General features: G+C 69.9%; 21 protein-coding genes and 1 pseudogene. 10 read left to right on the top strand and 12 right to left on the bottom strand.

Annotated features, from left to right (window positions below):
• Positions 1-6: 6 nt before the first annotated feature.
• From ACX28W_RS16080 to ACX28W_RS16055, 6 genes are all read right to left on the bottom strand, one after another.
• Positions 7-1107, bottom strand: a complete 1101-nt coding sequence (locus ACX28W_RS16080) for a calcium:cation antiporter (protein ID WP_458999634.1) — start codon at positions 1105-1107, stop codon at positions 7-9.
• A 199-nt stretch (positions 1108-1306) separates the two neighbouring features.
• Positions 1307-2302, bottom strand: coding sequence for a TerC family protein (locus ACX28W_RS16075; RefSeq protein ID WP_458999633.1), 996 nt, complete (start codon positions 2300-2302; stop codon positions 1307-1309).
• A gap of 283 nt (positions 2303-2585) precedes the next feature.
• The gene (locus tag ACX28W_RS16070; protein ID WP_458999632.1) at positions 2586-4652 is read right to left on the bottom strand and encodes a TerD family protein; all 2067 of its coding nucleotides are present in this window, start codon (positions 4650-4652) and stop codon (positions 2586-2588) included.
• 43 nt (positions 4653-4695) lie between these two features.
• Entirely contained in the window at positions 4696-5262 is a 567-nt protein-coding gene (locus ACX28W_RS16065; RefSeq protein WP_458999752.1) for a TerD family protein, read from the bottom strand.
• A 208-nt stretch (positions 5263-5470) separates the two neighbouring features.
• Complete coding sequence (uvrB, locus tag ACX28W_RS16060) at positions 5471-7600, bottom strand: excinuclease ABC subunit UvrB (RefSeq protein WP_458999631.1); 2130 nt, start codon at positions 7598-7600, stop codon at positions 5471-5473.
• A 40-nt stretch (positions 7601-7640) separates the two neighbouring features.
• Positions 7641-8528 carry an MHYT domain-containing protein gene (locus ACX28W_RS16055; protein WP_458999630.1) on the bottom strand — a complete coding sequence of 296 codons (888 nt, stop codon included), beginning with the start codon at positions 8526-8528 and terminating at the stop codon, positions 7641-7643.
• A 279-nt stretch (positions 8529-8807) separates the two neighbouring features.
• On the opposite strand from ACX28W_RS16055, the gene ACX28W_RS16050 reads away from it, so the two are divergent.
• Together ACX28W_RS16050 and ACX28W_RS16045 are read left to right on the top strand one after the other, a co-directional pair.
• Positions 8808-9701, top strand: coding sequence for a glycerophosphodiester phosphodiesterase (locus ACX28W_RS16050; RefSeq protein WP_458999629.1), 894 nt, complete (start codon positions 8808-8810; stop codon positions 9699-9701).
• A gap of 96 nt (positions 9702-9797) precedes the next feature.
• Complete coding sequence (locus ACX28W_RS16045; protein ID WP_458999628.1) at positions 9798-10352, top strand: methylated-DNA--[protein]-cysteine S-methyltransferase; 555 nt, start codon at positions 9798-9800, stop codon at positions 10350-10352.
• Positions 10353-10514: 162 nt separating this feature from the next.
• Here the strand turns inward: ACX28W_RS16045 and ACX28W_RS16040 are convergent, their stop codons facing one another.
• On the bottom strand, positions 10515-10943 hold the full coding sequence (locus tag ACX28W_RS16040) for a VOC family protein (RefSeq protein ID WP_458999627.1): 429 nt from the start codon (positions 10941-10943) through the stop codon (positions 10515-10517).
• 97 nt (positions 10944-11040) lie between these two features.
• Here ACX28W_RS16040 and ACX28W_RS16035 point away from each other — a divergent pair, with 97 nt between their 5' ends.
• Positions 11041-11946 (top strand): pseudouridine-5'-phosphate glycosidase, encoded by a 906-nt coding sequence (locus ACX28W_RS16035; RefSeq protein WP_458999626.1) that lies wholly within the window; start codon positions 11041-11043, stop codon positions 11944-11946.
• Between the two features lie 110 nt (positions 11947-12056).
• A complete protein-coding gene (locus tag ACX28W_RS16030) occupies positions 12057-12965 on the top strand; it encodes a carbohydrate kinase family protein (protein ID WP_458999625.1) in 909 nt (302 codons plus the stop codon).
• A 73-nt stretch (positions 12966-13038) separates the two neighbouring features.
• Here the strand turns inward: ACX28W_RS16030 and ACX28W_RS16025 are convergent, their stop codons facing one another.
• A complete protein-coding gene (locus ACX28W_RS16025; protein WP_458999624.1) occupies positions 13039-13830 on the bottom strand; it encodes a methyltransferase domain-containing protein in 792 nt (263 codons plus the stop codon).
• 250 nt (positions 13831-14080) lie between these two features.
• On the opposite strand from ACX28W_RS16025, the gene ACX28W_RS16020 reads away from it, so the two are divergent.
• Positions 14081-15208 carry a magnesium and cobalt transport protein CorA gene (locus tag ACX28W_RS16020; protein ID WP_458999623.1) on the top strand — a complete coding sequence of 376 codons (1128 nt, stop codon included), beginning with the start codon at positions 14081-14083 and terminating at the stop codon, positions 15206-15208.
• Positions 15209-15293: 85 nt separating this feature from the next.
• On the opposite strand, the gene ACX28W_RS16015 is transcribed toward ACX28W_RS16020, so the two are convergent.
• From ACX28W_RS16015 to ACX28W_RS16000, 4 genes are all read right to left on the bottom strand, one after another.
• The gene (locus ACX28W_RS16015) at positions 15294-15722 is read right to left on the bottom strand and encodes a CBS domain-containing protein (RefSeq protein ID WP_458999622.1); all 429 of its coding nucleotides are present in this window, start codon (positions 15720-15722) and stop codon (positions 15294-15296) included.
• 126 nt (positions 15723-15848) lie between these two features.
• Entirely contained in the window at positions 15849-16262 is a 414-nt protein-coding gene (locus tag ACX28W_RS16010; RefSeq protein WP_458999621.1) for a PPOX class F420-dependent oxidoreductase, read from the bottom strand.
• A 59-nt stretch (positions 16263-16321) separates the two neighbouring features.
• A complete protein-coding gene (locus tag ACX28W_RS16005; protein WP_458999620.1) occupies positions 16322-16963 on the bottom strand; it encodes a nucleoside/nucleotide kinase family protein in 642 nt (213 codons plus the stop codon).
• Positions 16964-16980: 17 nt separating this feature from the next.
• Positions 16981-17379, bottom strand: coding sequence for a winged helix-turn-helix transcriptional regulator (locus ACX28W_RS16000; protein ID WP_458999619.1), 399 nt, complete (start codon positions 17377-17379; stop codon positions 16981-16983).
• A 99-nt stretch (positions 17380-17478) separates the two neighbouring features.
• Between ACX28W_RS16000 and ACX28W_RS15995 the strand changes: the two are divergent.
• From ACX28W_RS15995 to ACX28W_RS15975, 5 genes and pseudogenes are all read left to right on the top strand, one after another.
• Positions 17479-17640 (top strand): annotated as a pseudogene (locus ACX28W_RS15995) (NAD(P)H-binding protein); the annotation flags it as partial.
• Between the two features lie 34 nt (positions 17641-17674).
• Positions 17675-18133 carry an NAD(P)-dependent oxidoreductase gene (locus ACX28W_RS15990; RefSeq protein ID WP_458999758.1) on the top strand — a complete coding sequence of 153 codons (459 nt, stop codon included), beginning with the start codon at positions 17675-17677 and terminating at the stop codon, positions 18131-18133.
• Between the two features lie 71 nt (positions 18134-18204).
• Positions 18205-18900, top strand: a complete 696-nt coding sequence (locus ACX28W_RS15985; RefSeq protein ID WP_458999618.1) for a DUF2293 domain-containing protein — start codon at positions 18205-18207, stop codon at positions 18898-18900.
• 336 nt (positions 18901-19236) lie between these two features.
• Positions 19237-19716 (top strand): anthrone oxygenase family protein, encoded by a 480-nt coding sequence (locus ACX28W_RS15980; protein WP_458999617.1) that lies wholly within the window; start codon positions 19237-19239, stop codon positions 19714-19716.
• A 146-nt stretch (positions 19717-19862) separates the two neighbouring features.
• Entirely contained in the window at positions 19863-21350 is a 1488-nt protein-coding gene (locus tag ACX28W_RS15975) for a glutamate synthase subunit beta (protein ID WP_458999616.1), read from the top strand.
• Positions 21351-21359: the final 9 nt, after the last annotated feature.

Raw genomic sequence — 21359 nt, 5'->3', positions numbered from 1 at the left:
GGCCGGCTAGGGATTGACCGCGAGCTCCAGATACGCCGCGAACACCACCAGATGGACGCCTCCTTGGAGGGGGGTCGCGCGCCCGGGAACCACCGTCAGGGAGCTCACCACGACGGTCAGCGCGAGCAGCACCATGTGGGTGGCGCCGAGGCCGAGCACGAGCGGTCCGGAGAGCCAGATGGACGCCAGCGCGACCGCGGGGATCGTAAGGCCGATGCTGGCCATCGCCGAGCCGAGGGCGAGGTTCAGGCTGGTCTGCACCCGGTCGCGGCGGGCCGCACGGAGGGCGGCTATGGTCTCGGGGAGCAGCACGAGCAGTGCGATGATCACGCCGACCACGGAGTGCGGCATGCCGGCCGCCTCGACGCCGGACTCGATGGTGGGCGACACGCCCTTGGCGAGGCCGACCACGCCGACGAGGGCCAGGGCGAGCAGCCCCAGGCTGATTCCGGCGGAACGGGCGGACGGGGCGCCCGCGTGGTCCTCCGTATCGATCACTTCGCCCTGGCGGGTGATGGGCAGGAAGTAGTCGCGGTGGCGGACGGTCTGGGTCGTCACGAAGAGGCCGTACAGGACGAGTGAGGCGAGCGCGGCGAAGGTGAGCTGGGCGGTGGAGAACTCCGGGCCCGGCTTGCTGGTGGTGAAGGTCGGGAAGACCAGGCTGAGCGTGGCCAGCGTCGCGACGGTCGCCAGGGCGGCGCCGGTGCCCTCCGCGTTGAAGACGGCGAGCCCGTGCCGCAGCGAGGCGACGAGCAGGCACAGTCCCACGATGCCGTTGCAGGTGATCATCACGGCGGCGAACACCGTGTCGCGGGCCAGGGTCGAGCTCTTGTCGCCGCCGTCCGCCATCAGGGTGACGATGAGGGCCACTTCGATGATCGTGACGGCGACGGCGAGGACAAGGGAACCGAAGGGTTCGCCGACCCGGTGCGCGATCACCTCGGCGTGGTGGACGGCGGCCAGCACCGCCCCGGCCAGGACGAACGTCACCAGCACGACGACCACGCCAGGCAGGTCACGGCCCCAGGTGAAGGCCAGCAGGACCACCGCGGCCACGGGCAGGACAGTCGTCCATTGCGTCACGGGTGACCGGAGCCGAACGATCATGCAGCGATCGTCGCAGGCATGGACGGGCCCCGCATTCCGATGGCAGCCCGAACTCGATCACCACGAGACAGCAGGCCGGGGTGCCCTCAGAACGGAAGCGCTCAGCGCCCGAGCGAGCGCCGGAAGCGGTGCCCGGCAATTTCGCCGTGCACCGCTCCCTGGGGGCGATCGCGTCCGCGTCTTCCCGCTCCTACGAGGGTCAGACGTCGATGCTGTCCTTCTGCGTCCCGTCGGTCTCCAGGACCTCTTCCGCCGCCTGCTTCTTGGTGGCGATGAGGCTGGTGATCGTGGTGATGACGAGGACCGCGCAGATCACGCCGAGTGAGACCGGGATGGAGATCTCGGGGACGTGGACGCCGGATTCGTGCAGCGCGTGCAGCACCAGCTTGACGCCGATGAAGCCGAGGATGACGGACAGGCCGTAGCTGAGGTGGACCAGCTTCCTGAGCAGGCCGCCGATCAGGAAGTACAGCTGGCGCAGACCCATCAGCGCGAACGCGTTGGCCGTGAAGACGATGTACGGGTCCTGGGTCAGGCCGAAAATCGCGGGTATGGAGTCGAGCGCGAAGAGCACGTCGGTGGTGCCGATGGCGAGCATCACGACCAGCATCGGCGTCATGACGCGCTTGCCGTTCTGCTCGATCCACAGCTTGGTGCCGTGGTAGCGGTCGGCCACGCCGAAGCGCTGCTCGGCGGCCTTCAGCAGACGGTTCTCCTCGTACTCCTCGTCGTCCTTGTCGGCCCGGGCCTCCTGGATCAGCTTCCAGGCGGTGTAGATGAGGAACGCACCGAAGATGTAGAAGACCCACGCGAAACTCGCGATGATCGCGGCGCCCGCGGCGATGAAGATCGCGCGCAGCACGAGCGCTATGAGCACGCCGACGAGCAGCACCCGCTGCTGGTACTGCGAGGGCACCGCGAACTTCGCCATGATCAGGACGAAGACGAAGAGGTTGTCGACGCTCAGCGACTTCTCGGTGATGAAGCCCGCGAAGAACTCGCCGGCGGGCTGGCCACCGGAGAAGACGAGCAGTCCCAGTCCGAACAGTCCGGCCAGGACGATCCAGACGATCGTCCAGATTCCGGCTTCCTTGATCGATACGTCGTGCGGCTTGCGGCCGATGAAGAAGTCGATGGCGATGAGGGCGGCGAGGCCCAAGATCGTCAGGACCCAAAGGGTCAAAGAAACATCCACTGCGCCTCCGGCAGTTCGTAACGGCAAATTTCAGCGTCGTCGCTACCGGAGGTCTCTTCCACCCTGGACGGCTGTGACGCGTGATGCGCCCAGTGCCCACGGGCCGGCGCCCCGGGATCTGGCCAGATCCGTATTGACGGGTACGCCGCAGCAGGTAGGGAGTACTCCCCTCCGTACGGAAGACAGTACCTGAATCACCAAGGAAAGGTAAAGAGATTAGTAAAAGAAAGACCAAAAGCGCAGGTCAGATCGTTTACTGATGCTTGGTACAACCCTCCGCAGGTCAGCGATTCCGCGGGTGGCGGGCCGCCGCCACCTGGGAGAGCACCTGCTGGAGCACCTGGCTGCCCGCCGGGACGAGCGCGGGCTCGTACGTCCAGGCGTGCCCGACCCACGGGTCGGCGAGGTGATCGTCGGGCACTGGGGTGAGTCGCAGCAGCGAACGCCAGAGAGGGTCCAGCAGCGGCCCGTAGGCGGCGGCGTCCTCCCTGTCGGCCACCATCATCAGATGGACGCCGACGGCCGGGCCCTCGTCCGCGAGATAGCGCAGCTGGGTCACGGCACGGTCGTCGAAGCCGTGCGGGAAATCGTTGACGATCAGCAGTTGCTCGGCTGTGTCGAGGTCCTGCGGCAGTGCGTCGGCCGCTCCGCCGCGCACCGCCATCTGCACCAGGTCGACGCGCTGGGTGAGCCGCGCCAGGACGTCGGCCACGCCGCCGGCGCCGACCGCGGGCGGGCCGTCGAGCACTCCGGACCGGACCAGCGGCGCGAGGGACGAGGCTCCTGAACCGGCCGGGTCGATGACGTGCACCGCGAACTCGCGTGCGGGATGGACGGCGAGCAGCCTCGCGGCGTGCGCCACCGCCGTGTCCATGGCCAGTCGGCGCAGCTCGTCGGAGTCGGCGAGCGAGTCGTCGAGGGTGGCCCGTCCGCTGTCGATCCACAGGCCGCGCTCGAGCGGCAGCCGGACCAGCATCGGGATGCGCAGGCCCTCGCTCTCAGGCAGATGGAGGTCGCCGAGACGTAGGGCCATGGGGATCTCCATGGGCACCCGGTAGCCCTGCCAGACGGGGTTGTCCCAACGCGCGTAGGCCGCGGGCAGTGCGGGCTCGACCACCTGAGCCTCGGCAGTGAGCTGGGCGAGGTCCCGGTCGAGCGCCGCGCGGGCCTGGTCGACCAGACCGGCGTGCTTGGCCTGAGCCGCCTCGCGCGCGGCGTCACCCTGTCCGCCGATCCGGCTGCGCGGGTCGGACAGGACCTCGTCGAGCTCCTGCTCCATGCGCGAATCGGCGAAGTCGACGGCGCTGCGATACGCGGCCGTGGTGCGCGCCAGGTCCTCGAACATGCCCCACACCTGGTTGTGGAGCCGCTCCTCCATGGACCAGCCCGTCGCGTCGCCCGCCACGGGCCGCGCGGGCTGCCCGGGCGGTGCCGGTGACGCGGTCGGCGAGGGTGTGGGAGGCGCGGCGGTCCGCCGGCCGGGGTGACTGTAGTCGACCGGGCCGCCGACAGCCGCGGACGGACCGGAGATGGCTGAGGGGTCGGTCTGCGCGGGGCCGCTGCCCTGGTAGCTCGTCTGCGGCAGCGCCACTCCTTGCGAAGCGGGCGCGTCGTACGGAGACTGCTGCGGCGGTACGGTCCCGGAGGCGCCCTGCGGTCCGGCGTACGGCTGATCCAGTCCCGAGGCCGAGGTGGCCGCCTGCCGTGAGCGGTCGGCGTCCGACGTACGCGGTGGAGGTGCCGACACCGAGCGGGCCAGGCCCTCGGCGACGGCTTCATTGATGCTGCCCGCGAGCTGCTGGGCCTCCGGCAGGCCCTGGTCGGTCAGGAGTTCGGCGAGGCCGCCCGCGTACCCCTGGCCGACCGCGCGCACCTTCCAGGCGCCCTGCCTGCGGTAGAGCTCCAGAGCGACGACGGCCGACTCGGCGTCCAGGCCGGTGATGGTGTAGCTCGCGACCTCGGCGCCGTCGAGGCCGGTGACCGCGACGTAGGGCGCGGCGAGGGCACCGAACCGGATCGGGCCTCCCGCGCTCTCGGCTTCGCTCGACGCTCGACCTGACGTACCCCCATCGCCGGTCGGCAGCGCGAGCAGCACATTGACCCGGTGTACGGCCACCGGCAGGGCGTCCAGGTCGAACGCGAGGCGGTGGTCGGCCGCCGCCTGCTGGGGGACCTCGAGTCCGGGCAGTGTGGGCGCGCCCGGGTGGGCCACCCATTCGACACCCCGGACCCGGCCCTGCTCGTCGCTGAGCGTGACCCCGGCCACGATCGGCCTGCCGGCCGATACGCGGACTTCAAGACGGACCTGGGAGAGCGGGTGGTTCTGCCCGCGGACCAGCTCGGCCGTCATCGCCTTGTCCCCCTGTATCACTTCGTGGGCCGCGCCCGGCCGCCTACAGGTGCGGCAGGATCGCGGGCATCAGGTCCTGGAAGGTACGGCCGTTGGCCGGCGTGCCGAGGGCCGTCATCTGCCAGCCCGTGCCCGCACGGTGCACCTTCGCCATGATCTGGGCCGTGTACTGTCCGCCGCCCGCCAGCGTGTAGCGGGCGAGCTCCTGGCCGTTGGTCTCGTCGACCAGACGGCAGAACGCGTTCTGCACCTCTTGGAAGGTCTGGCCCGTGAAGGAGTTCACGGTGAAGACGATCTGGTCGATGTGGACCGGGATGCGCTGCAGGTCGACGAGGATCGCCTCGTCGTCGCCTCCCTGGCCGACGCCGCCGACCAGATTGTCACCGGTGTGCCGCACGGAGCCGTCGTCGCTGACGAGGTGGCGGAAGAACACGACGTCGACGGGCTGCTTGTCGGCGAACAGCACGGCGGAGGCGTCGAGGTCGACCTCCCGGGTGCGCGAGCCGAACAGACCGCGCCGGGGAGCCGCCTGCCAGCCGAGACCCATGCGCACCGCGGTGAGGGTGCCCCCGTCCTTCTTCTGCAGGCTGATGGCCTGGCCCTTGGTCAGATTGATACCGGGACCACTGGGCGTACTGCCCTTGGATACGTCCACCACGCGCTGTTCCCCTCTCGAGCTGTCCCCTGTTTCCGCGGACACCGCGGATGACCAGAACCCTACGCAGCGGCATCGACGGCGCCGAACCCTGGGGCGCATTTTGTGTCGGTGTTGCAACACAGTGCGCATATGCCCAGGTCCGGCATCGGCAGCGGGGACGTCAGGCCAGCCCCGCCTCCTTCATCTGCCGCAACTCCTTCTTCATCTCGGAGACCTCGTCGCGCAGTCGGGCCGCGATCTCGAACTGAAGGTCGGCCGCGGCGGCGCGCATCCGCTCGGTCAGCTCCTCGATCTGCTGGGCGAGCTCGGCCGCGGGGCGGTCGGTCGGCACCGTCTCCTTGGCCTTGCCCTTGGCGGACTTGGCCGCCTTGCCACCGAGCGAGGGCACGGGGGCCTTGGCTCCCTTGCCGTCCTTCGTCTTGCGGTAGCCCGAGCCGAGCAGCTGCTCCGTGTCGACGTCCTCGCGGGCGATCTGCGCCACGATGTCGTTGATCTTCTTTCGGAGGGGCTGTGGGTCGATGCCCCTCTCCTTGTTGTACGCGACCTGCTTCTCCCGGCGGCGGTTGGTCTCCTCGATGGCCTTCTCCATCGCCGGGGTGATCCTGTCGGCGTACATGTGGACCTGGCCGGACACATTGCGCGCCGCGCGGCCGATGGTCTGGATCAGCGAGGTGCCCGAGCGCAGGAAGCCCTCCTTGTCGGCGTCGAGGATCGACACCAGGGAGACCTCGGGCAGGTCGAGGCCCTCACGCAGCAGGTTGATGCCGACGAGGACGTCGAACTCGCCCGCACGCAGCTCGCGCAGCAGTTCGACGCGGCGCAGGGTGTCGACGTCGCTGTGCAGATAGCGCACCTGGATGCCGAGCTCCAGGAAGTAGTCGGTGAGATCCTCGGCCATCTTCTTGGTGAGCGTGGTCACCAGGACGCGCTCATCCTTCTCGGTGCGGCTCCGGATCTCGTGCACCAGGTCGTCGATCTGACCCTCGGTGGGTTTGACGACGACCTCGGGGTCGATCAGACCTGTGGGGCGGATGATCTGCTCCACATAGCCGTCGGCGCGGGAGAGCTCGTACTTGCCGGGGGTCGCCGACAGATAGACGGTCTGGCCGATGCGCTTTTGGAACTCCTCCCACTTCAGGGGGCGGTTGTCCAGTGCGGACGGCAGTCGGAAGCCGTGGTCGACGAGGGTGCGCTTACGGGAGGCGTCGCCCTCGTACATGGCACCGATCTGCGGCACGGTGTTGTGTGATTCGTCGATGACGAGCAGGAAGTCTTCCGGGAAGTAGTCCAGGAGTGTGTTCGGCGGGGAGCCGGGTTCGCGGCCGTCGAAGTGCATCGAGTAGTTCTCCACGCCGGAGCAGGAGCCGATCTGGCGGAGCATCTCGATGTCGTAGGTCGTCCGCATCCGCAGGCGCTGGGCCTCCAGGAGCTTGCCCTGCTTCTCGAGCTCGGCGAGGCGCTCCCCCAGCTCCTTCTCGATGTCGTTGACGGCGCGCTCCATGCGCTCGGGGCCCGCTACGTAGTGGGACGCCGGGAAGACGTGCAGCGAGGTGTCGTCGCTGATGACCTCTCCGGTGAGGGGGTGGAGCGTGGAGAGGGCCTCGATCTCGTCGCCGAACATCTCGATGCGGACGGCCAGCTCTTCGTAGACCGGGAAGATCTCGATGGTGTCTCCGCGGACCCGGAAGGTGCCTCGGGCGAAGGCCACGTCATTGCGCGTGTACTGGATGTCGACGAAGCGGCGCAGCAGGTCGTCGCGGTCGATCTCGTCGCCGACCTTGAGCTTGACCATCCGGTCCACGTACTCCTGCGGAGTACCTAGGCCGTAGATGCAGGACACCGAGGCGACCACGATGACATCGCGGCGGGTGAGCAGCGAGTTGGTCGCGGAGTGGCGCAGGCGCTCGACCTCCTCGTTGATCGAGGAGTCCTTCTCGATGTAGGTGTCCGACTGCGGGACGTACGCCTCGGGCTGGTAGTAGTCGTAGTACGAGACGAAGTATTCGACCGCGTTGTTCGGCAGCAGCTCGCGGAATTCGTTGGCCAGCTGGGCGGCCAGCGTCTTGTTCGGCGCCATGACGAGCGTGGGGCGCTGGAGCTTCTCGATCATCCACGCGGTGGTCGCGGACTTGCCGGTGCCGGTCGCACCCAGCAGCACGACATCCTTCTCACCTGCGCTGATGCGCTTGTCCAGCTCGGCGATGGCCGCCGGCTGGTCACCGCTCGGCTGGTAGGGGCTGACGACCTCGAAGGGCGCCACCGAACGTTCGATCTCTGATACGGGCCGCATGGGTTCCACCGTACGACCCCGCACTGACAACGGGGTCGGATCACCAGCTCTGCGGGGTGCGGGAGCTCCGGCGTCCACGGTCTCGTCCGGGGCCGGGCCGGTCCTGGCCGGGGCGGGGCGAGGGGCGGCGGCCGGGGTGCGGGGCGGCGGGGTGGGCCGGGATGCCGGGCTTACGATCCTTGGGGGTCCAGTCGGGCTTGCCCATGACCATCAGCGGGTCGAACATCACGACGACACCAGCGAGGCACAGGAAGACCAAGGGGCCGATCATCATGGGCGCGAGCAGCGCGGCGGCCGAGTCGCCTCCGGGGTTGTTGGACGTGCCGTGGAGATGGACGCTGAGGGCGGCCATGCCCACGTAGTGCATACCGCTGACGGCCAGCCCCATGACGAGAGAGGCGCCCACACTCCAGAGGAATCCCCGGACCTGTCCGGCGGCCCACAGGGCCGCGATGGCGGCGACGACGGCTATGACCACCGAGGCGGAGACGGTGAGCGTGTTGTACTCGAGTTTCCCGTTGAGGCGCATGCCGGCCATGCCCAGGTAGTGCATGGAGGCGACTCCCAGACCGGTGATGGTGCCCCCGGTGAAGAGCGCCGTTCCGGTGGCACCCCGGTAGCCGACGATGAAGATCCCGATGCCGACCATCACGATGGCCACACCCAGGCTCGCGAACGTCGTCGGTTTGTCGTAGCGGATCGGGGTCTCCTCGACCGCGAACCCCATCATGGCGATGAAGTGCATGGTCCATATGCCCGAGGCGATCGCCACCGAGCCGAGCGCGAGCCAGCCGGCGCGCCATGAGTGGGCGACGAGCATCGATCTGGTGGTGCAACGCAGCCCCAGCGCTCCGCCCAGACAGGCCATGAGGTACGCCACCAGCGGTGTGACGAGTCCGTAACTGAAGCCGTCGACCGTGCCCTGCATGCGCGGCTGCCCTTCCCGCCGTATTACACCCGAAATTCCCGGAAATGCCCCACCCTGAGGACCGTAGTAATGGCCAGGGTTGAGTGCAGAGAGTATGACCCCCACCGGAATGGTCGAACGATTTTCCGGCAAAGAATCACGATCCCGCCCCACTTGTGCGGCGCCAGTGAGCGGACTTGGACAACTCCATTCAATCCGTGTCCATCCCGCACCCCTCCTCCGTTGACCCTCTGCTGCCACTCTTGAGCTGTCCGTGATCGCTCGACGCGAGGAGTACGCATGCACGCGCGCGTTGCCGCCACGACCGCCGCGCTTCTCGGGAGTGCCGTCCTGATGGTGCCCGACCCCCACGCCACAGCGCCCGACCTCTACGCCCAGGTCGGCTCCCAGGGGAACCGCCCGATGATCGTCTCCCACCGCGGTGCTTCCGCCGACGCGCCCGAGAACACCCTGGCCGCCATCGACAAGGCGGCCGCGATGGGATTCGACTGGGTCGAGAACGACGTGCAGCGCACCAAGGACGGCGAACTCGTCGTCCTCCACGACGACACGCTGGCGCGTACGACCGACGTCGAGGAGGTGTATCCCGACCGGGCCCCCTGGAAGGTCAAGGACTTCACCGCCGCGGAGATCGCGCGACTGGACGCGGGGGGCTGGTTCAGCCCCTGCTACGCGGGCACGCGCGTGCCGACGCTGAAGCAGTACATGAACCGCGTCTCGCACAACCACCAGAAGCTCGTCCTGGAGATCAAGAACCCCGAGCTCTATCCGGGCATCGAGCAGCAGACCCTCAAGCTCCTCGGCAACGAGGGCTGGCTCGATCCGGACCACGTCGGGAACCGACTGATCGTCCAGAGCTTCAGCGCCCAGAGCGTGCGGACGGTGCACGATCTGCGTCCCGACATCACGACGGCCTTTTTGGGCACGCCGTCGGTCGAGCGGTTGCACGAGTACGCGCGGTTCGCCGACCTGATCAACCCGGACTACACCTCCGTCTCATCCGGCTATGTCTCCGCGGTCCACGCGCTCGACGGACCGCATGGCAGGCCCATGGAGATCTTCACCTGGACCGTAGACGACGCGGACACCGCTCGACGCCTGGCGGGCTACGGCGTGGACGGTGTCATCACGAACAAGCCCGACGTGCTCCGCAGTGCCCTGCAGCAGAGCTGAACGGCCCTCTCGTGGGCTTCTCTCCCCCCGTGGTGCGGACGCGGGGCGGTGTCCGGGCCACGGGTGTTGTCAGTGGCGCGCCGTACGGTGGGTCGCATGAACAGCCATGGGCAGGACGAGCACTGGATCGGGTGGACCGTCGTGGGCACGGACATCGGTCCGCTGCTGCTGGCGGCGACGCACGACGGTCTGGTGTGCGTGGTGTTCCACGCGACGGACGCGGTGCGAGACAAGGCGCTCGAGCGGCTCGCGTCGCGTCTGGGCACCGAGCCCGTCGAGGCTCCCGAGTCGCCGCTCCTGGCCGAGGCGATACGTCAGATCACGGCGTACTTCGCGGGCGAGCGGCGTGACTTCGAGCTGCCATTGGACTGGTCGCTGATCTCCGGGTTCAACCGCCAGGTGCTGCGCGAACTGGCTTCCGGCGTTCCGTACGGGGCGGTCGTGGGCTACGGAGATCTGGCCCGGCGGGTCGGCCAGCCGGGCGCGGCGCAGGCCGTGGGCGTGGCCATGGGCTCGAATCCGCTGCCGGTCGTCGTGCCGTGCCACCGGGTCGTGGAGAGCGATGGCGGCATCGGAGGGTTCGGGGGCGGGCTGGAGACCAAGCGGAAGCTGCTCGCGCTGGAGGGGGTGCTTCCGGAGCCGCTGTTCTGACGGCACCGACGGCACGGCGTCGACGACACTGACGGCACGACGACAACCGCGAGGGGAGGCGGCGAGCCATCATGGCGCCGTGCCCGCGGACGCGATACCGGCCCCGCGGCGATTCGCTTTTCAGGCTCGCGCCCACCGCGACGGTCACCGGGAGCCCGAGACCTACTCGTAGTGCCGTGCCTCGAAGACGTTTCCGTCCGGATCGCGGAAGTAGAAGCTGCGCTTGGCCATTCCACGGGCGCCGTAGGAGTCGTACGAGAAGCCCGAGAGAGGAACGGACCGCTCCTCCAGGCGGGCCCGCAGCGCGTCGAAATCGTCTTCCTGGAGGGACAGGCATACGTGGTTGACCGGATGTCCGGCGCTGTCGGAGCCTCCGGGGACCATGTTCATGTACGCCGCCAAGGGGAGGGGCGCGAGGTCGAAAATGGTCTCTTCATTGAGGCGTACGGAGGGGAACGACGCCTTCCCGGCGGCGTATTCGGCGACCTGCAGAGGCTCCAGGCCGACCGTCTTCCCGTAGAAGTCCGCCGAGGCGAGCGGATCGCGCACCCAGAGGACGACGTGGTCGAGACGTGGCGAGTTGTCCGTCATGCCCCCAGGCTGGTGTCGTACGCCGCAGGTCGCAAGGGTTTGGCCGGGCGCGCCGCCCGCCAGAGATGAGGAAAGGCGACCGACAGGAGGCAGGCGCGTGATCGTGGTGTCCGAAGAGGTACGGGAGGCGCTCGACGCGCGCCGGCCGGTGGTAGCCCTGGAATCGACGATCATCGCGCACGGGCTGCCGCGCCCGCGCAATCTGCAGGTCGCGCTGGAACTGGAGGACGTCGTACGGCGGGAGGGTGCCGCACCCGCGACGATCGCCGTACTGGACGGTCGGCCCCACGTCGGACTGGACAAGGAGCAGCTGGAGCGGGTCGCCAACGAGGACGGGATCCGCAAGCTGGGGCACCGCGACTTGCCGCTGGCGGTGGCGGCGGGCGCGAGCGGGGCGACGACCGTGTCAGCGACGGCGCTGCTGGCCGCGCTGGCGGGCGTCCGCGTGTTCGCGACGGGCGGGCTCGGCGGCGTGCACCGGGAGTGGACGGTGACGCAGGACGAATCGGCCGACCTGGGCCTGCTGGCGCGTACCCGGATCACGGTGGTGTGCGCGGGCGTCAAGTCGATCCTGGATGTACCGGCGACGCTGCAGCGCCTGGAGACGCTGGGCGTCGCGGTGGCCGGGTACGGCACCGATCGCTTCCCCGGCTTCTACCTGTCCGACTCGGGGCATCCGGTGGACTGGACGCTGGAGTCCCCAGGGCAGGTGGCGGATGTCATGCGCGCGCAGGACGCGCTGGACGGCCCGGAGTCGGCCCTCATCGTCGCGAACCCCGTCCCCGAAGAGGAGCAGCTCGATCCCGCGCTGCACGCGCGCGTGCTCACCGACGCGCTGCACGCGTGCGAGGCGGAGGCCGTGACCGGACAGGCCGTGACACCGTTCCTGCTCGACTATCTGGTGCGGCACACCGACGGCGCGTCACTGAGCGCCAATCTGGCGGCGGTACGCGGCAACGTACGACTCGCGGCGCGGATCGCGGCGGCCTGGGCCGGGGCGTGAGCGAGACGGATCGCGGCGGCCCGCGCCAAGGCGGGAGCCAGACGGATCGCAGCGGCCCGCGCCAAGGCGGGAGCCGAGCCGGTCGGGACGGTGCCGGCGCCGGTGCGGACGTGCCGACGGGGGCGCTGCTCGTCGTCGGTGACGTGGTCACGGACGTCGTCGCCCGGTACCGCGGGCCGCTCATGACGGGCACCGACACGGCCGCCGCGATCCGAACCCTGCCGGGCGGCGCCGGCGCCAACGTCGCGTGCTGGGCGGCCCATTGGGGCTGCGCGGACGTGCGGCTGCTCGGCCGGGTGGGAGCAGATGCCGCCGCCTGGCATGAACGCGAGCTGGCGGCTTGCGGCGTACGTCCCCTCCTCGTCGTCGATCCGCAGGCGCCGACGGGAACGGTGATCTGCCTGGTGGACCAGGGCGCCTCGGCCGAGCGGACGTTCCTCACGGACAGCGGGGCCTCCCTGCGCCTCGAACCCGGCGACTGGTCACCCACGCTGCTCGACGGTGTCGCGCGGCTGCATCTGTCCGGCTACCTGTTCTTCTCCGAGCCGAGCCGGGCGCTGGTGTCGGTGGCGGTGGAGTCGGCACGCGCGCGTGGCGTACCGGTGAGCCTGGACCCGGCGTCGGCGGGGTTCCTCGCGGAGCTGGGTGTGGACCGCTTCCTCGCGCTCGCCGAGGGCGTCGACCTCCTGCTGCCCAGTCGCGACGAAGCGTTCCTGCTCACGGGCCTGCCCGATCCTGCGGACGCGGCGGCCAAGTTGAGCCGCCACGTCCCGCTGGTCGTCGCGAAACAGGGGAGTGACGGAGCCCTCGTGGCCCGTTCGGGCGCCGTGCAGGCCCATGTCCCGGCGGCGCCCGCGACACCCCGCGACACCACAGGCGCCGGTGACGCCTTCACCGGAGCGTTCCTCGCCGCCCTCCTCGCGGGCGCCGAGCCCGAGGTCGCGGCGGTGGACGGGTGCAGGGCGGGAGCGGCGGCGGTGCAGCGGACCGGGGGGAGGCCGGAGGGGGCGAGCCGGTAGCGCCCGGCGCCCGCGCCGGCCCCTCTCCCCTATCCCTCCTTCTCCTGTCCGCCTGCCGGTGCGCCGCCGATCCCTACTTGCGCCCCCACGCGGAGATCATCGGCGCAGTCGCGAGATCCATCGTGCCGGAGGCCACGTTGGTCAGGTGGCGGTCGATGTCCTGGTGGGTGGCGAGGCCCGCGGCCACGAGCCGGTCGCGGATCTGACGGATCGTCGCGGACTCCAGGGCCGCGCAGGCGGGCGAGGTGACGGGGAAGTACCCTTCGGCCTCCACCTCGCGCAGGCCCGCCTCGCGGAGCAGTCGCGGGAGTTTGCGGCCGTAGGCGAGGTCGGCGCCGCGCTCGGCCAGCAGGGTGCGGAAGCCTTGGCGCAGCCGGTTCGCTAGCTGCTGCTCCGGACCGTACTCGTCGGGGCAGAGCAGGGGCTGCAGAGCGGGGTCGGCGTCCTCGAGGAGAAGTCTGCCGCCGGGCCGCAGCGCCTTGATCATTGACCGCAACGCCCGTTCCCGGTCCGGCACATGGACCAGCACGAGCCGTGCGTGCACGAGGTCGAAGCCCTCCCACGGTGGTTCCTCCGCGCCTACGTCGTGCACACGGACCTCGACCGGCGGGCGGGCCGCCGAGGCCGCCCACGAGGTGTCGATGTCGGTCGCGATGACCCGCCCGGTCGGGCCGACCTTTTTGGCCAGCCAGGACACCACCGACGTGCCGCCCGCGCCGACCTCCCAGCAGCGCCAGCCGGACCCGATGCCGAGGCGCTCGATGTGCCGGAACGTCGTGGGGTCGAAGACAGTGGCGAAGGCGTCGAAGCGCTGTGCCGTCTCGGCCTGCCGGTTGGCGAGGAGATATCCGTCGATTTGTGTCATACCGAGATCATCCCAGTTGACCCGCCTGACCGGAATGGCCGACGCTCCCGATGTCGACACCGGCGCGATTTGACGAGGTCCGCCCGTCCGCAGCTGCGGATTCCTCCGGGCGCAGGGCGCTCACCCCACCTCATGGGCCGGAACGGAATCTTCCGTTCCCACAGGCTTTTCCGGCGATCGATTCAGCCTGGCAAACTGTCGTGTCAAGGCGCAAAGTGCGGCGCGGGGAGATCCACGCAAGGAGATCCAGATGTCCATGGCAGGGAATCTGCGGAAGGTCACGGCCCTCGGCGCGGTCGACGGCCTCCGCAAGGTGGCACGGCTGGCACGGCGGCGCGCCCGTGTCGACCTGAGCCACCCCGCCCGGTCCCCGCTGGGCTCGGCGGTGGTGAACTGCGTGGCATATCAGGACGGCGCCCGAGTGCCCGGCGGCAGTGATCTGGTCGACACGGTCGAGCGGATCCGCAAGAGCGACGAGGGGTTCGTCTGGCTCGGCCTGCACGAGCCGACTGACCGGGAGTTCGCGGGCGTCGCCGAGCTCTTCGACCTGCACCCCCTGGCAGTCGAGGACGCGGTGGAGGCTCATCAACGCCCGAAGTTGGAGCGGTACGGCGAGACGCTGTTCGCGGTGTTCAAGACGGTTTGCTACGTCGAACACAAGGAACTGACAGCGACCAGCGAAGTGGTCAACACCGGCGAGATCATGGTGTTCGTCGGACCCGAGTTCGTCATTACCGTGCGCCACGGTCGGCACGGTTCCCTGGGCCCCCTGCGCGAAGAGCTGGAGGCCGACCCGCAGCAGCTGTCCAAGGGGCCGGCCGCGGTGCTGCACGCCATCGCGGACCACGTGGTCGACGACTATGTGAGCGTCACGGACTCCGTCCAGGCCGACATCGACCAGGTCGAGGCCGATGTGTTCGCCGAGGATGGCGCACGGGTCGACGCCGGCCGGATCTACCAGCTCAAGCGTGAACTCCTGGAGCTGAAGCGGGCCGTGGCCCCGCTCGCCCGCCCGGTCCAAGAGCTCGCCACTCGGCCGATACGCGTGGTCGACCCGGAAATACAGGCGTACTTCCGGGATGTCGCCGACCATCTGCTGCGGGTCACCGAGCAGATAGCCGCCTTCGACGAACTGCTCAACTCGATCCTGCAGGCGCACCTCGCGCAGGTGACGGTGGCGCAGAACGAGGACATGCGGAAGATCACGGCATGGGCGGCGGTCATCGCCGTACCGACGATGGTCTGCGGGATGTACGGCATGAACTTCGACCACATGCCGGAACTGCACTGGAGGTTCGGCTACCCCCTGGCCCTAGGCGTGATCACCGTCCTCTGTCTCGTTCTGTACCGGGGATTCAGGCGCAACGGCTGGCTGTGAGACGCATGAGACGCACCTCGCCCGGCGCGGCCGGCCGGACGAGAGCGTGTTCTCATGACCCGTGTGATCGGGGGATTCAGCGCGGTCAGGGCGTCGCGCTCCTCGCGTAGACGCTCTCGACCCAGGCGGCGAGCTGTTCGTCCGTCAGGTGCTGGGCCAGGTCGGCCTCACTGATCATGCCGACCAGCCGCTTGTCCTCGATCACGGGAAGTCGGCGTATCTGGTGCCCCTTCATCTCTTGGAGCACCTCGCCGACATCGGCGCCCGCCTCGATCCAGCGCGGGGTGCCCTGGGCCATTTCGCCCGCGGTGATCCGAGCCGGATCGTGGCCCATGGCCACACAGCCGACGACGATGTCGCGGTCGGTGAGGATGCCGCAGAGCCGTTCGTTCTCGTCGCTGATGGGCAGCGCACCCACGTTGAGCTCGCGCATCAACTGGGCGGCGCGGTCCAGGGTCTCGTGGGCGGGAATCCACTGGGCACCACGGTGCATGATGTCTCTAGCGGTGGTCATGAAGTACCTCCCGGTGCCGGACGGCCGGCGCGGCGCGGAACACACCGCGAGTCCCGGCGCCCTACATTCTTGCCGCGTCGCCAGGGATGCGCACCCGGAGGTCCACGGGGCGCGCAACCCCGAGGTTCAGACAGAGAAACCGACGATCTTCTGGGGAACGACGCGGATGATCAGGCGCACCTCGTCGTCCTTCTCACCGGGAGGGTCGATGCCGAGGTACTTGTGCGAGAGCTCGTAGGGGAGGCGCTTGTGCTCGTCGGGGAGGATTTCGGCGACACCGCGGATCTCGACCGAGGTGTAGGGGTTGGCGAGATCGAAGACCGAGAGGCTGACGCGGGGGTCGCGTTCGAGGTTGCGTACCTTTTGGCGGCCGGCGGTCGACGAGAAGACCACGGTGTCGCCCTCGCGCTTGATCCACACCACCGAGTTGTGCGGGGCGCCGCCGGGGCCGAGGGTGGCGACGTTGGCGAAGTTCTTGCCGTCGAGGAGCCTGCGCACAGAGTCACTGAAGGCGACCGATTGGCCTGAGGAAGGCGTCATGACCCCAGACTAACTACATGCGCATGCATATAAAAGTGCTGTGGGGTCGGCCCGTGCGATCAGCCGTTCCACGCGGGGCGACGGGGGTCGTCCGCGCGGACCAGCACGTCGGCCGTGGCTCCCGGGTCCACTTCCGTCTCGTAGCGCGCGAAGGCGGGGAGGGTCCAGTGCTCGGGCTCCGGAGTGCGGCGGCTCAGGGCACCCGGAGAGAGGAGGACATGGACGCTCAGGTCGAACGGGAACCAGTGATGCAGGAGGAGGGGGCCGTGGAGCAACAGCAGTCCACCGGGCGAAAGTTGGACGTAGGGGCTGCGGGTGGCTCGGTCGGCGGCCGGGTCCCAGAGGTCGGGCAGTACACGACCGTCGCCCCCGGGTTCGAGGGGGCCGAAAACCTCGCGCCACAGGGCACCGGTGTCGAACCAACCGTTGTAGTACACCTCGACGTCCTCGTGGCCGTACTCGAACCGGAGCGACGCGGGGCGCAGGAAGCCCTCTGTGCCGATCACGAGCGAGGACCGGCCGCGTGTGCGCAGCGCCTCGGACACGCGGTGCGCGAGGTCGCCGGGGCGCGCTGCCGGGGCTCCGTCGAAGGCGATGCGTGGCCAGGGGCTGCCGTCGTCCGGTTTCAGGTCGAGCAGACGATCGGCGAGGAGGTCGCCGAGCCGTTCCCAGGTGATCGCTTCGAGTCGCACAGGGCCCATGATGCGTCAGCCCCCGGTCAGGACGCGTTCCCCCCGTGCGTGCGGCGGGCGGCGAGCAAGTGCGGGAGGTGGGTCTCGCTCCAGGCTCGGGCGGCGTCGAGCAGGGGAATCAAGGTGCGACCGAGAGGGGTGAGGGCGTATTCGACGCGGGGCGGGTTCTCGTCGTATTGGGTGCGGGTCAGTAGGCCGTCGCGTTCCATCGCGCGCAGGGTCTCGCTGAGGACCTTTGGGGTGACGGACTTGAGGGCGACACGGAGTTCGGTGAAGCGGCGCGGGCCGCCTTCGAGACAGCGGACGACCATGCCGGTCCACTTGTCGCCGACACGGAAGGGCATCGCGGAGGAGGGGCAGACGGGGTCGAACATGTCCGCGTGCAGCGGGGCGAGCCGTATGCCGTCGTCGGTGGAGTCGGTCATCGGTCGAGGCTAGCGCCGATACCGTTGAAGTAACCGGGCACCCGGCCCATAACGTCCAGGCAAGGCGGCGAAAAGCGCTGCCGGGCAAGGGGGTTGGGCATGGCGGGGATCGTCGTCTTCGGTGCCGGAGGGCGGGCCGGGCGGGCGGTGACGGCGGAGGCACGCGGGCGTGGGCACGAGGTGACGGCCGTGGTGCGGGAGCCCGGGCGGTATCCGGATCTCGGGGCGGAGGGTGTCGCGGTCGTACGCGGTGACGTGACCGATCGCGGCTGCGTCGGCGCCGTCGCGGGCGGGCATGTCGCCGCCGTGCACGCCGTGTCTCCGTTCAGCGGACCGTCCGGACTTCTTCGTCAAGGCCGCGGACGCGCTGCTCGGCGGTCTCCACGTCGCGGGGGTGCGGCGCCTCGTCGCCGTGGGGCTGTTCGCCGACCTTCTCGGCCCTGACGGGCGGCCCGTGATGGACGACCCCGTGGCGTTTCCGCCGGAGATACGGCCGTTCGCGCTGGCGCACACGGCGGGACTGCGACGGCTGCGGGCCGAGGGCGACGAGGCTGCCGTGGACTGGGTGATGCTCACCCCGGCCGGCGGGCTGGAGCAGGGCGCGCCGCGCACCGGGCGGTACCGGCTCGGCGGTGAGCGGGTCCCCGATGGCGCCCACGTCCTGTCGTACGCCGATCTGGCGGTGGCGGTGGTCGACGAGATCGAGGGGCCGACTCAGCACCGTACGTGGGTGTCGGTGCGGCCTGGGGTGTAGCGGGCGGGCGCGACGGGGAGCCCACGACTTCCCGGGTTCCTCCGTCGGCCACCACGGGGAATGAACCGCGTATGGCTCCGATCACAACTCCACCGCCCCGCAACGGGCTTCTCGTCATCCAGCCGCTCAAGAAACGGAACTGTGCCGAGTGCCGGACCGGGCCACTGGCGCTGCTGGTATTGGAGGAGGGATCTCCGTGGTGTCTGGACTGTGCGGATCTCGGGCATCTGGTGTTCCTGCCGCGGGGCGACACCGCACTGACGCGCAGGGCTCGGGAGGGCAGTGCGCTGTCGGCGGTGGTGGTGCGGTTCAACCGGCGGCGGAGCCGGTACGAGCGACAGGGCGTGCTCGTCGAGGAGGCGGCGCTCACCCGGGCCGAGGAGCGCTGTCTGGCCGACACGGAGGCGCGCGGGCGGCGGCGCGCGCGGGACGCGCGGCGGCGGGATGCGGAGGATCTGCGCTTCACGGACGCGTTCGCGCAGGAGATACGCCGGCTGTTTCCCGGTTGCCCGGCCGACCGGGCGCGGGCGATCGCCGCGCACGCCTCGGTGCGCGGCAGCGGCCGCGTCGGGCGCAGTGCCGCCGGCCGCGCACTGTCCGAGGCCGCGGTGACCTCGGCGGTCCGTGCCTCCGTACGGCACACGGATACGCCGTACGACCAGCTGCTGATGAGCGGCGTGCCGCGGCACGAAGCGCGCCGACGGATCACGGCCGCGGTGGAGGCGAGCCTCCAGGAGTGGCGCGACGAGTTCACAGCACGAGCATGACTGGACACTGGCCCTCGCCGGGCCGCGCACGGGTGCGGCCGAGGACCCGGCACGCACGGGGCCGGAGCCCCGGCGCTCCCCCGCCCGGAGATCTGCACACCCGCCCGCCCGTCTGCGCACATGCCCGCCCGGAGATCCGGCACCTCGCCCGGAGACCTTCGCGTGCCCCGCCGGAGGCCCCACGCGTCGGTGGCGGGGGCCCGGTGCATGGCTGGACGCTCGCGTATGCCTCCGCGCAGCTCGGCCATGGTCACTGTCGTCGTACGGGATTTCACTTGTGGTGACGGTGAGGGCCGTGCAGGATCTTTGGATCCGGGGATCGACGCGGGAGTTGTCATGATCGATGGACCGTATTTCGTGCTGACGGTGCTGGGTGTGCTCGGCTGCGGGCTGGTTGCCGGGGTGTTCTGCGGCTTCTCGACGTTCGTGATGCGGGGGCTCGCGGAGCTGCCGCCCGCGCAGGGCGTGGCGGCGATGAACGCGATCAACGTGGCCGCGCTGCGCCCGGCCTTCATGCTCGTGTTCGTCGGGTCGGCGGGACTGTGCGCCGTGCTCGCCGTGGTCACCTTCGTGCTGCTGCCGGACGAGGGGACGGTGGAGCTGCTGCTGGGTAGCGCGCTGTATCTGTTCGGGTCGTTCGGGGTGACGGTCGTGGCGAACGTCCCGCGCAACGAGACACTGCTCAAGATGGACCCGGGCAGCCCGGAAGCCACCGTGTACTGGCGTTCGTTCGTGCGCGAGTGGACGACGTGGAACCACATCCGCACGGTCGCGTCGGCCGCCGCCGCGGTCTCGTACACGCTGGCCCTCACGTGATCCGCACGCCCGCCCTCACCTGAGCGGCGGAGCTCACGGAGGCGACGTATCGTGGCGGGAAAGGAGTGTCGCCCAAAAGCCGTGGGCCCAGGTCGCCGACGGTCACGCGGCCCCGTACCGGTACGCGTACGAAAAGGGAGACGGCCATGGCCGATCCCAAGGGATTCATGACCACGCCGCGCGAGGAGTACCCGCGCCGCCCCGTCGAGGAACGGGTGCGGGACTGGAACGAGGTGTACGTCCCCGGGGCCCTGCTGCCCATCATCAGCAAGCAGGCCGACCGCTGCATGGACTGCGGAGTCCCGTTCTGCCACGAAGCCTGCCCGCTGGGAAATCTGATCCCCGAGTGGAACGACCTCGTCTCGCGCGAGGACTGGCGGGCGGCGAGCGACCGGCTGCACGCGACGAACAACTTCCCCGAGTTCACCGGGCGGTTGTGCCCCGCGCCCTGCGAGGCGGGCTGTGTCCTCGCGATCAACCAGCCCGCGGTCACCATCAAGAACGTCGAGGTGGCCATCGCCGACCGCGCCTGGGAGGAAGGTTTCACGCCACCACGCCCGCCGGACCGTCTCTCCGGGCGGACGGTCGCGGTGATCGGGTCGGGGCCCAGCGGGCTCGCCGCGGCACAGCAGTTGACCCGGGCCGGGCACACCGTCGCCGTGTACGAGCGGGCCGACCGGATCGGCGGGCTCCTGCGGTACGGGATTCCCGCGTTCAAGATGGAGAAGCGGCACCTGGACCGGCGGCTCGACCAAATGCGGGCGGAGGGCACGAAGTTCCGTACGTCGACGACGATCGGCCGGGACATCACGGCGGCGGAGCTGCGGGCGCGCTACGACGCCGTCGTGATCGCCGTGGGCGCCACGGCCTGGCGTGAACTGGACGTACCGGGCAGGGAGTTGGGCGGCATCCATCAGGCCATGGAGTATCTGCCGCTGGCCGACCGGGTGTGCGAGGGCGATCTGGAGGTCTCGCCATTGTCCGCGGCCGGCAAACATGTCGTGATCGTCGGCGGTGGTGACACCGGGGCCGACTGTCTGGGGACGGCCGTGCGCGAGGGAGCCGCGTCCGTGACCCAGCTCGACATCTATCCGCTGCCGGAGGCGGAGCGCGACGAGGACACCGAGCCGTGGCCGACGTACCCGAAGATCTACCGGCTCTCGGCCGCGCACGAGGAGGCCCGCGATCTGGAGACGGCACCCGCGGCGGACGCGGACGCCCGGCTCTTCGCGGCGTCCACGCTCCGCTTCACCGGGGACGCGACGGGACGGGTGCGCTCGCTGCACCTGGTCGAGGTGGACGCCGGGCGACGCCCCGTCCCCGGATCCGGTCGTACCCTGCCGGCCGACCTCGTCCTGCTCGCCCTCGGCTTCTCGGGCCCCGACCGCCACGACGGTCTGATCGACCAGCTCGGCCTCACCCTCGACCCGCGCGGCACGATCGCCCGCGACGCCGACTTCGCGACCAACGTTCCCCAGGTGTACGTCGCCGGGGACGCGGCCCGTGGCCAGTCCCTCATCGTCTGGGCCATCGCCGAGGGCCGCGCTGCGGCTGCCGCCGTGGACCACGCCCTGACGGGAGCGCCGACTCTGCCGGCCCCGATCGGCCCGTACGACCGGCCGATGACGGCATAGAGGTCCCGA

Source organism: Streptomyces sp. SD15, from assembly GCF_054462255.1.
This window is presented reverse-complemented; position numbering and strand designations above follow the sequence as displayed.

Excerpts from the sequence above, each read along its gene's own strand:
- ACX28W_RS16080 (WP_458999634.1), bottom strand. The coding sequence starts at position 1,107 with ATGATCGTTCGGCTCCGGTCACCCGTGACGCAATGGACGACTGTCCTG.
- ACX28W_RS16070 (WP_458999632.1), bottom strand. The coding sequence starts at position 4,652 with ATGACGGCCGAGCTGGTCCGCGGGCAGAACCACCCGCTCTCCCAGGTC.
- uvrB (WP_458999631.1), bottom strand. The coding sequence starts at position 7,600 with ATGCGGCCCGTATCAGAGATCGAACGTTCGGTGGCGCCCTTCGAGGTC.
- ACX28W_RS16055 (WP_458999630.1), bottom strand. The coding sequence starts at position 8,528 with ATGCAGGGCACGGTCGACGGCTTCAGTTACGGACTCGTCACACCGCTG.
- ACX28W_RS16050 (WP_458999629.1), top strand. The coding sequence starts at position 8,808 with ATGCACGCGCGCGTTGCCGCCACGACCGCCGCGCTTCTCGGGAGTGCC.
- ACX28W_RS16045 (WP_458999628.1), top strand. The coding sequence starts at position 9,798 with ATGAACAGCCATGGGCAGGACGAGCACTGGATCGGGTGGACCGTCGTG.
- ACX28W_RS16040 (WP_458999627.1), bottom strand. The coding sequence starts at position 10,943 with ATGACGGACAACTCGCCACGTCTCGACCACGTCGTCCTCTGGGTGCGC.
- ACX28W_RS16025 (WP_458999624.1), bottom strand. The coding sequence starts at position 13,830 with ATGACACAAATCGACGGATATCTCCTCGCCAACCGGCAGGCCGAGACG.
- ACX28W_RS16020 (WP_458999623.1), top strand. The coding sequence starts at position 14,081 with ATGTCCATGGCAGGGAATCTGCGGAAGGTCACGGCCCTCGGCGCGGTC.
- ACX28W_RS16015 (WP_458999622.1), bottom strand. The coding sequence starts at position 15,722 with ATGACCACCGCTAGAGACATCATGCACCGTGGTGCCCAGTGGATTCCC.
- ACX28W_RS16010 (WP_458999621.1), bottom strand. The coding sequence starts at position 16,262 with ATGACGCCTTCCTCAGGCCAATCGGTCGCCTTCAGTGACTCTGTGCGC.
- ACX28W_RS16005 (WP_458999620.1), bottom strand. The coding sequence starts at position 16,963 with ATGGGCCCTGTGCGACTCGAAGCGATCACCTGGGAACGGCTCGGCGAC.
- ACX28W_RS16000 (WP_458999619.1), bottom strand. The coding sequence starts at position 17,379 with ATGACCGACTCCACCGACGACGGCATACGGCTCGCCCCGCTGCACGCG.
- ACX28W_RS15990 (WP_458999758.1), top strand. The coding sequence starts at position 17,675 with ATGTCGCCGCCGTGCACGCCGTGTCTCCGTTCAGCGGACCGTCCGGAC.
- ACX28W_RS15985 (WP_458999618.1), top strand. The coding sequence starts at position 18,205 with ATGGCTCCGATCACAACTCCACCGCCCCGCAACGGGCTTCTCGTCATC.
- ACX28W_RS15980 (WP_458999617.1), top strand. The coding sequence starts at position 19,237 with ATGATCGATGGACCGTATTTCGTGCTGACGGTGCTGGGTGTGCTCGGC.
- ACX28W_RS15975 (WP_458999616.1), top strand. The coding sequence starts at position 19,863 with ATGGCCGATCCCAAGGGATTCATGACCACGCCGCGCGAGGAGTACCCG.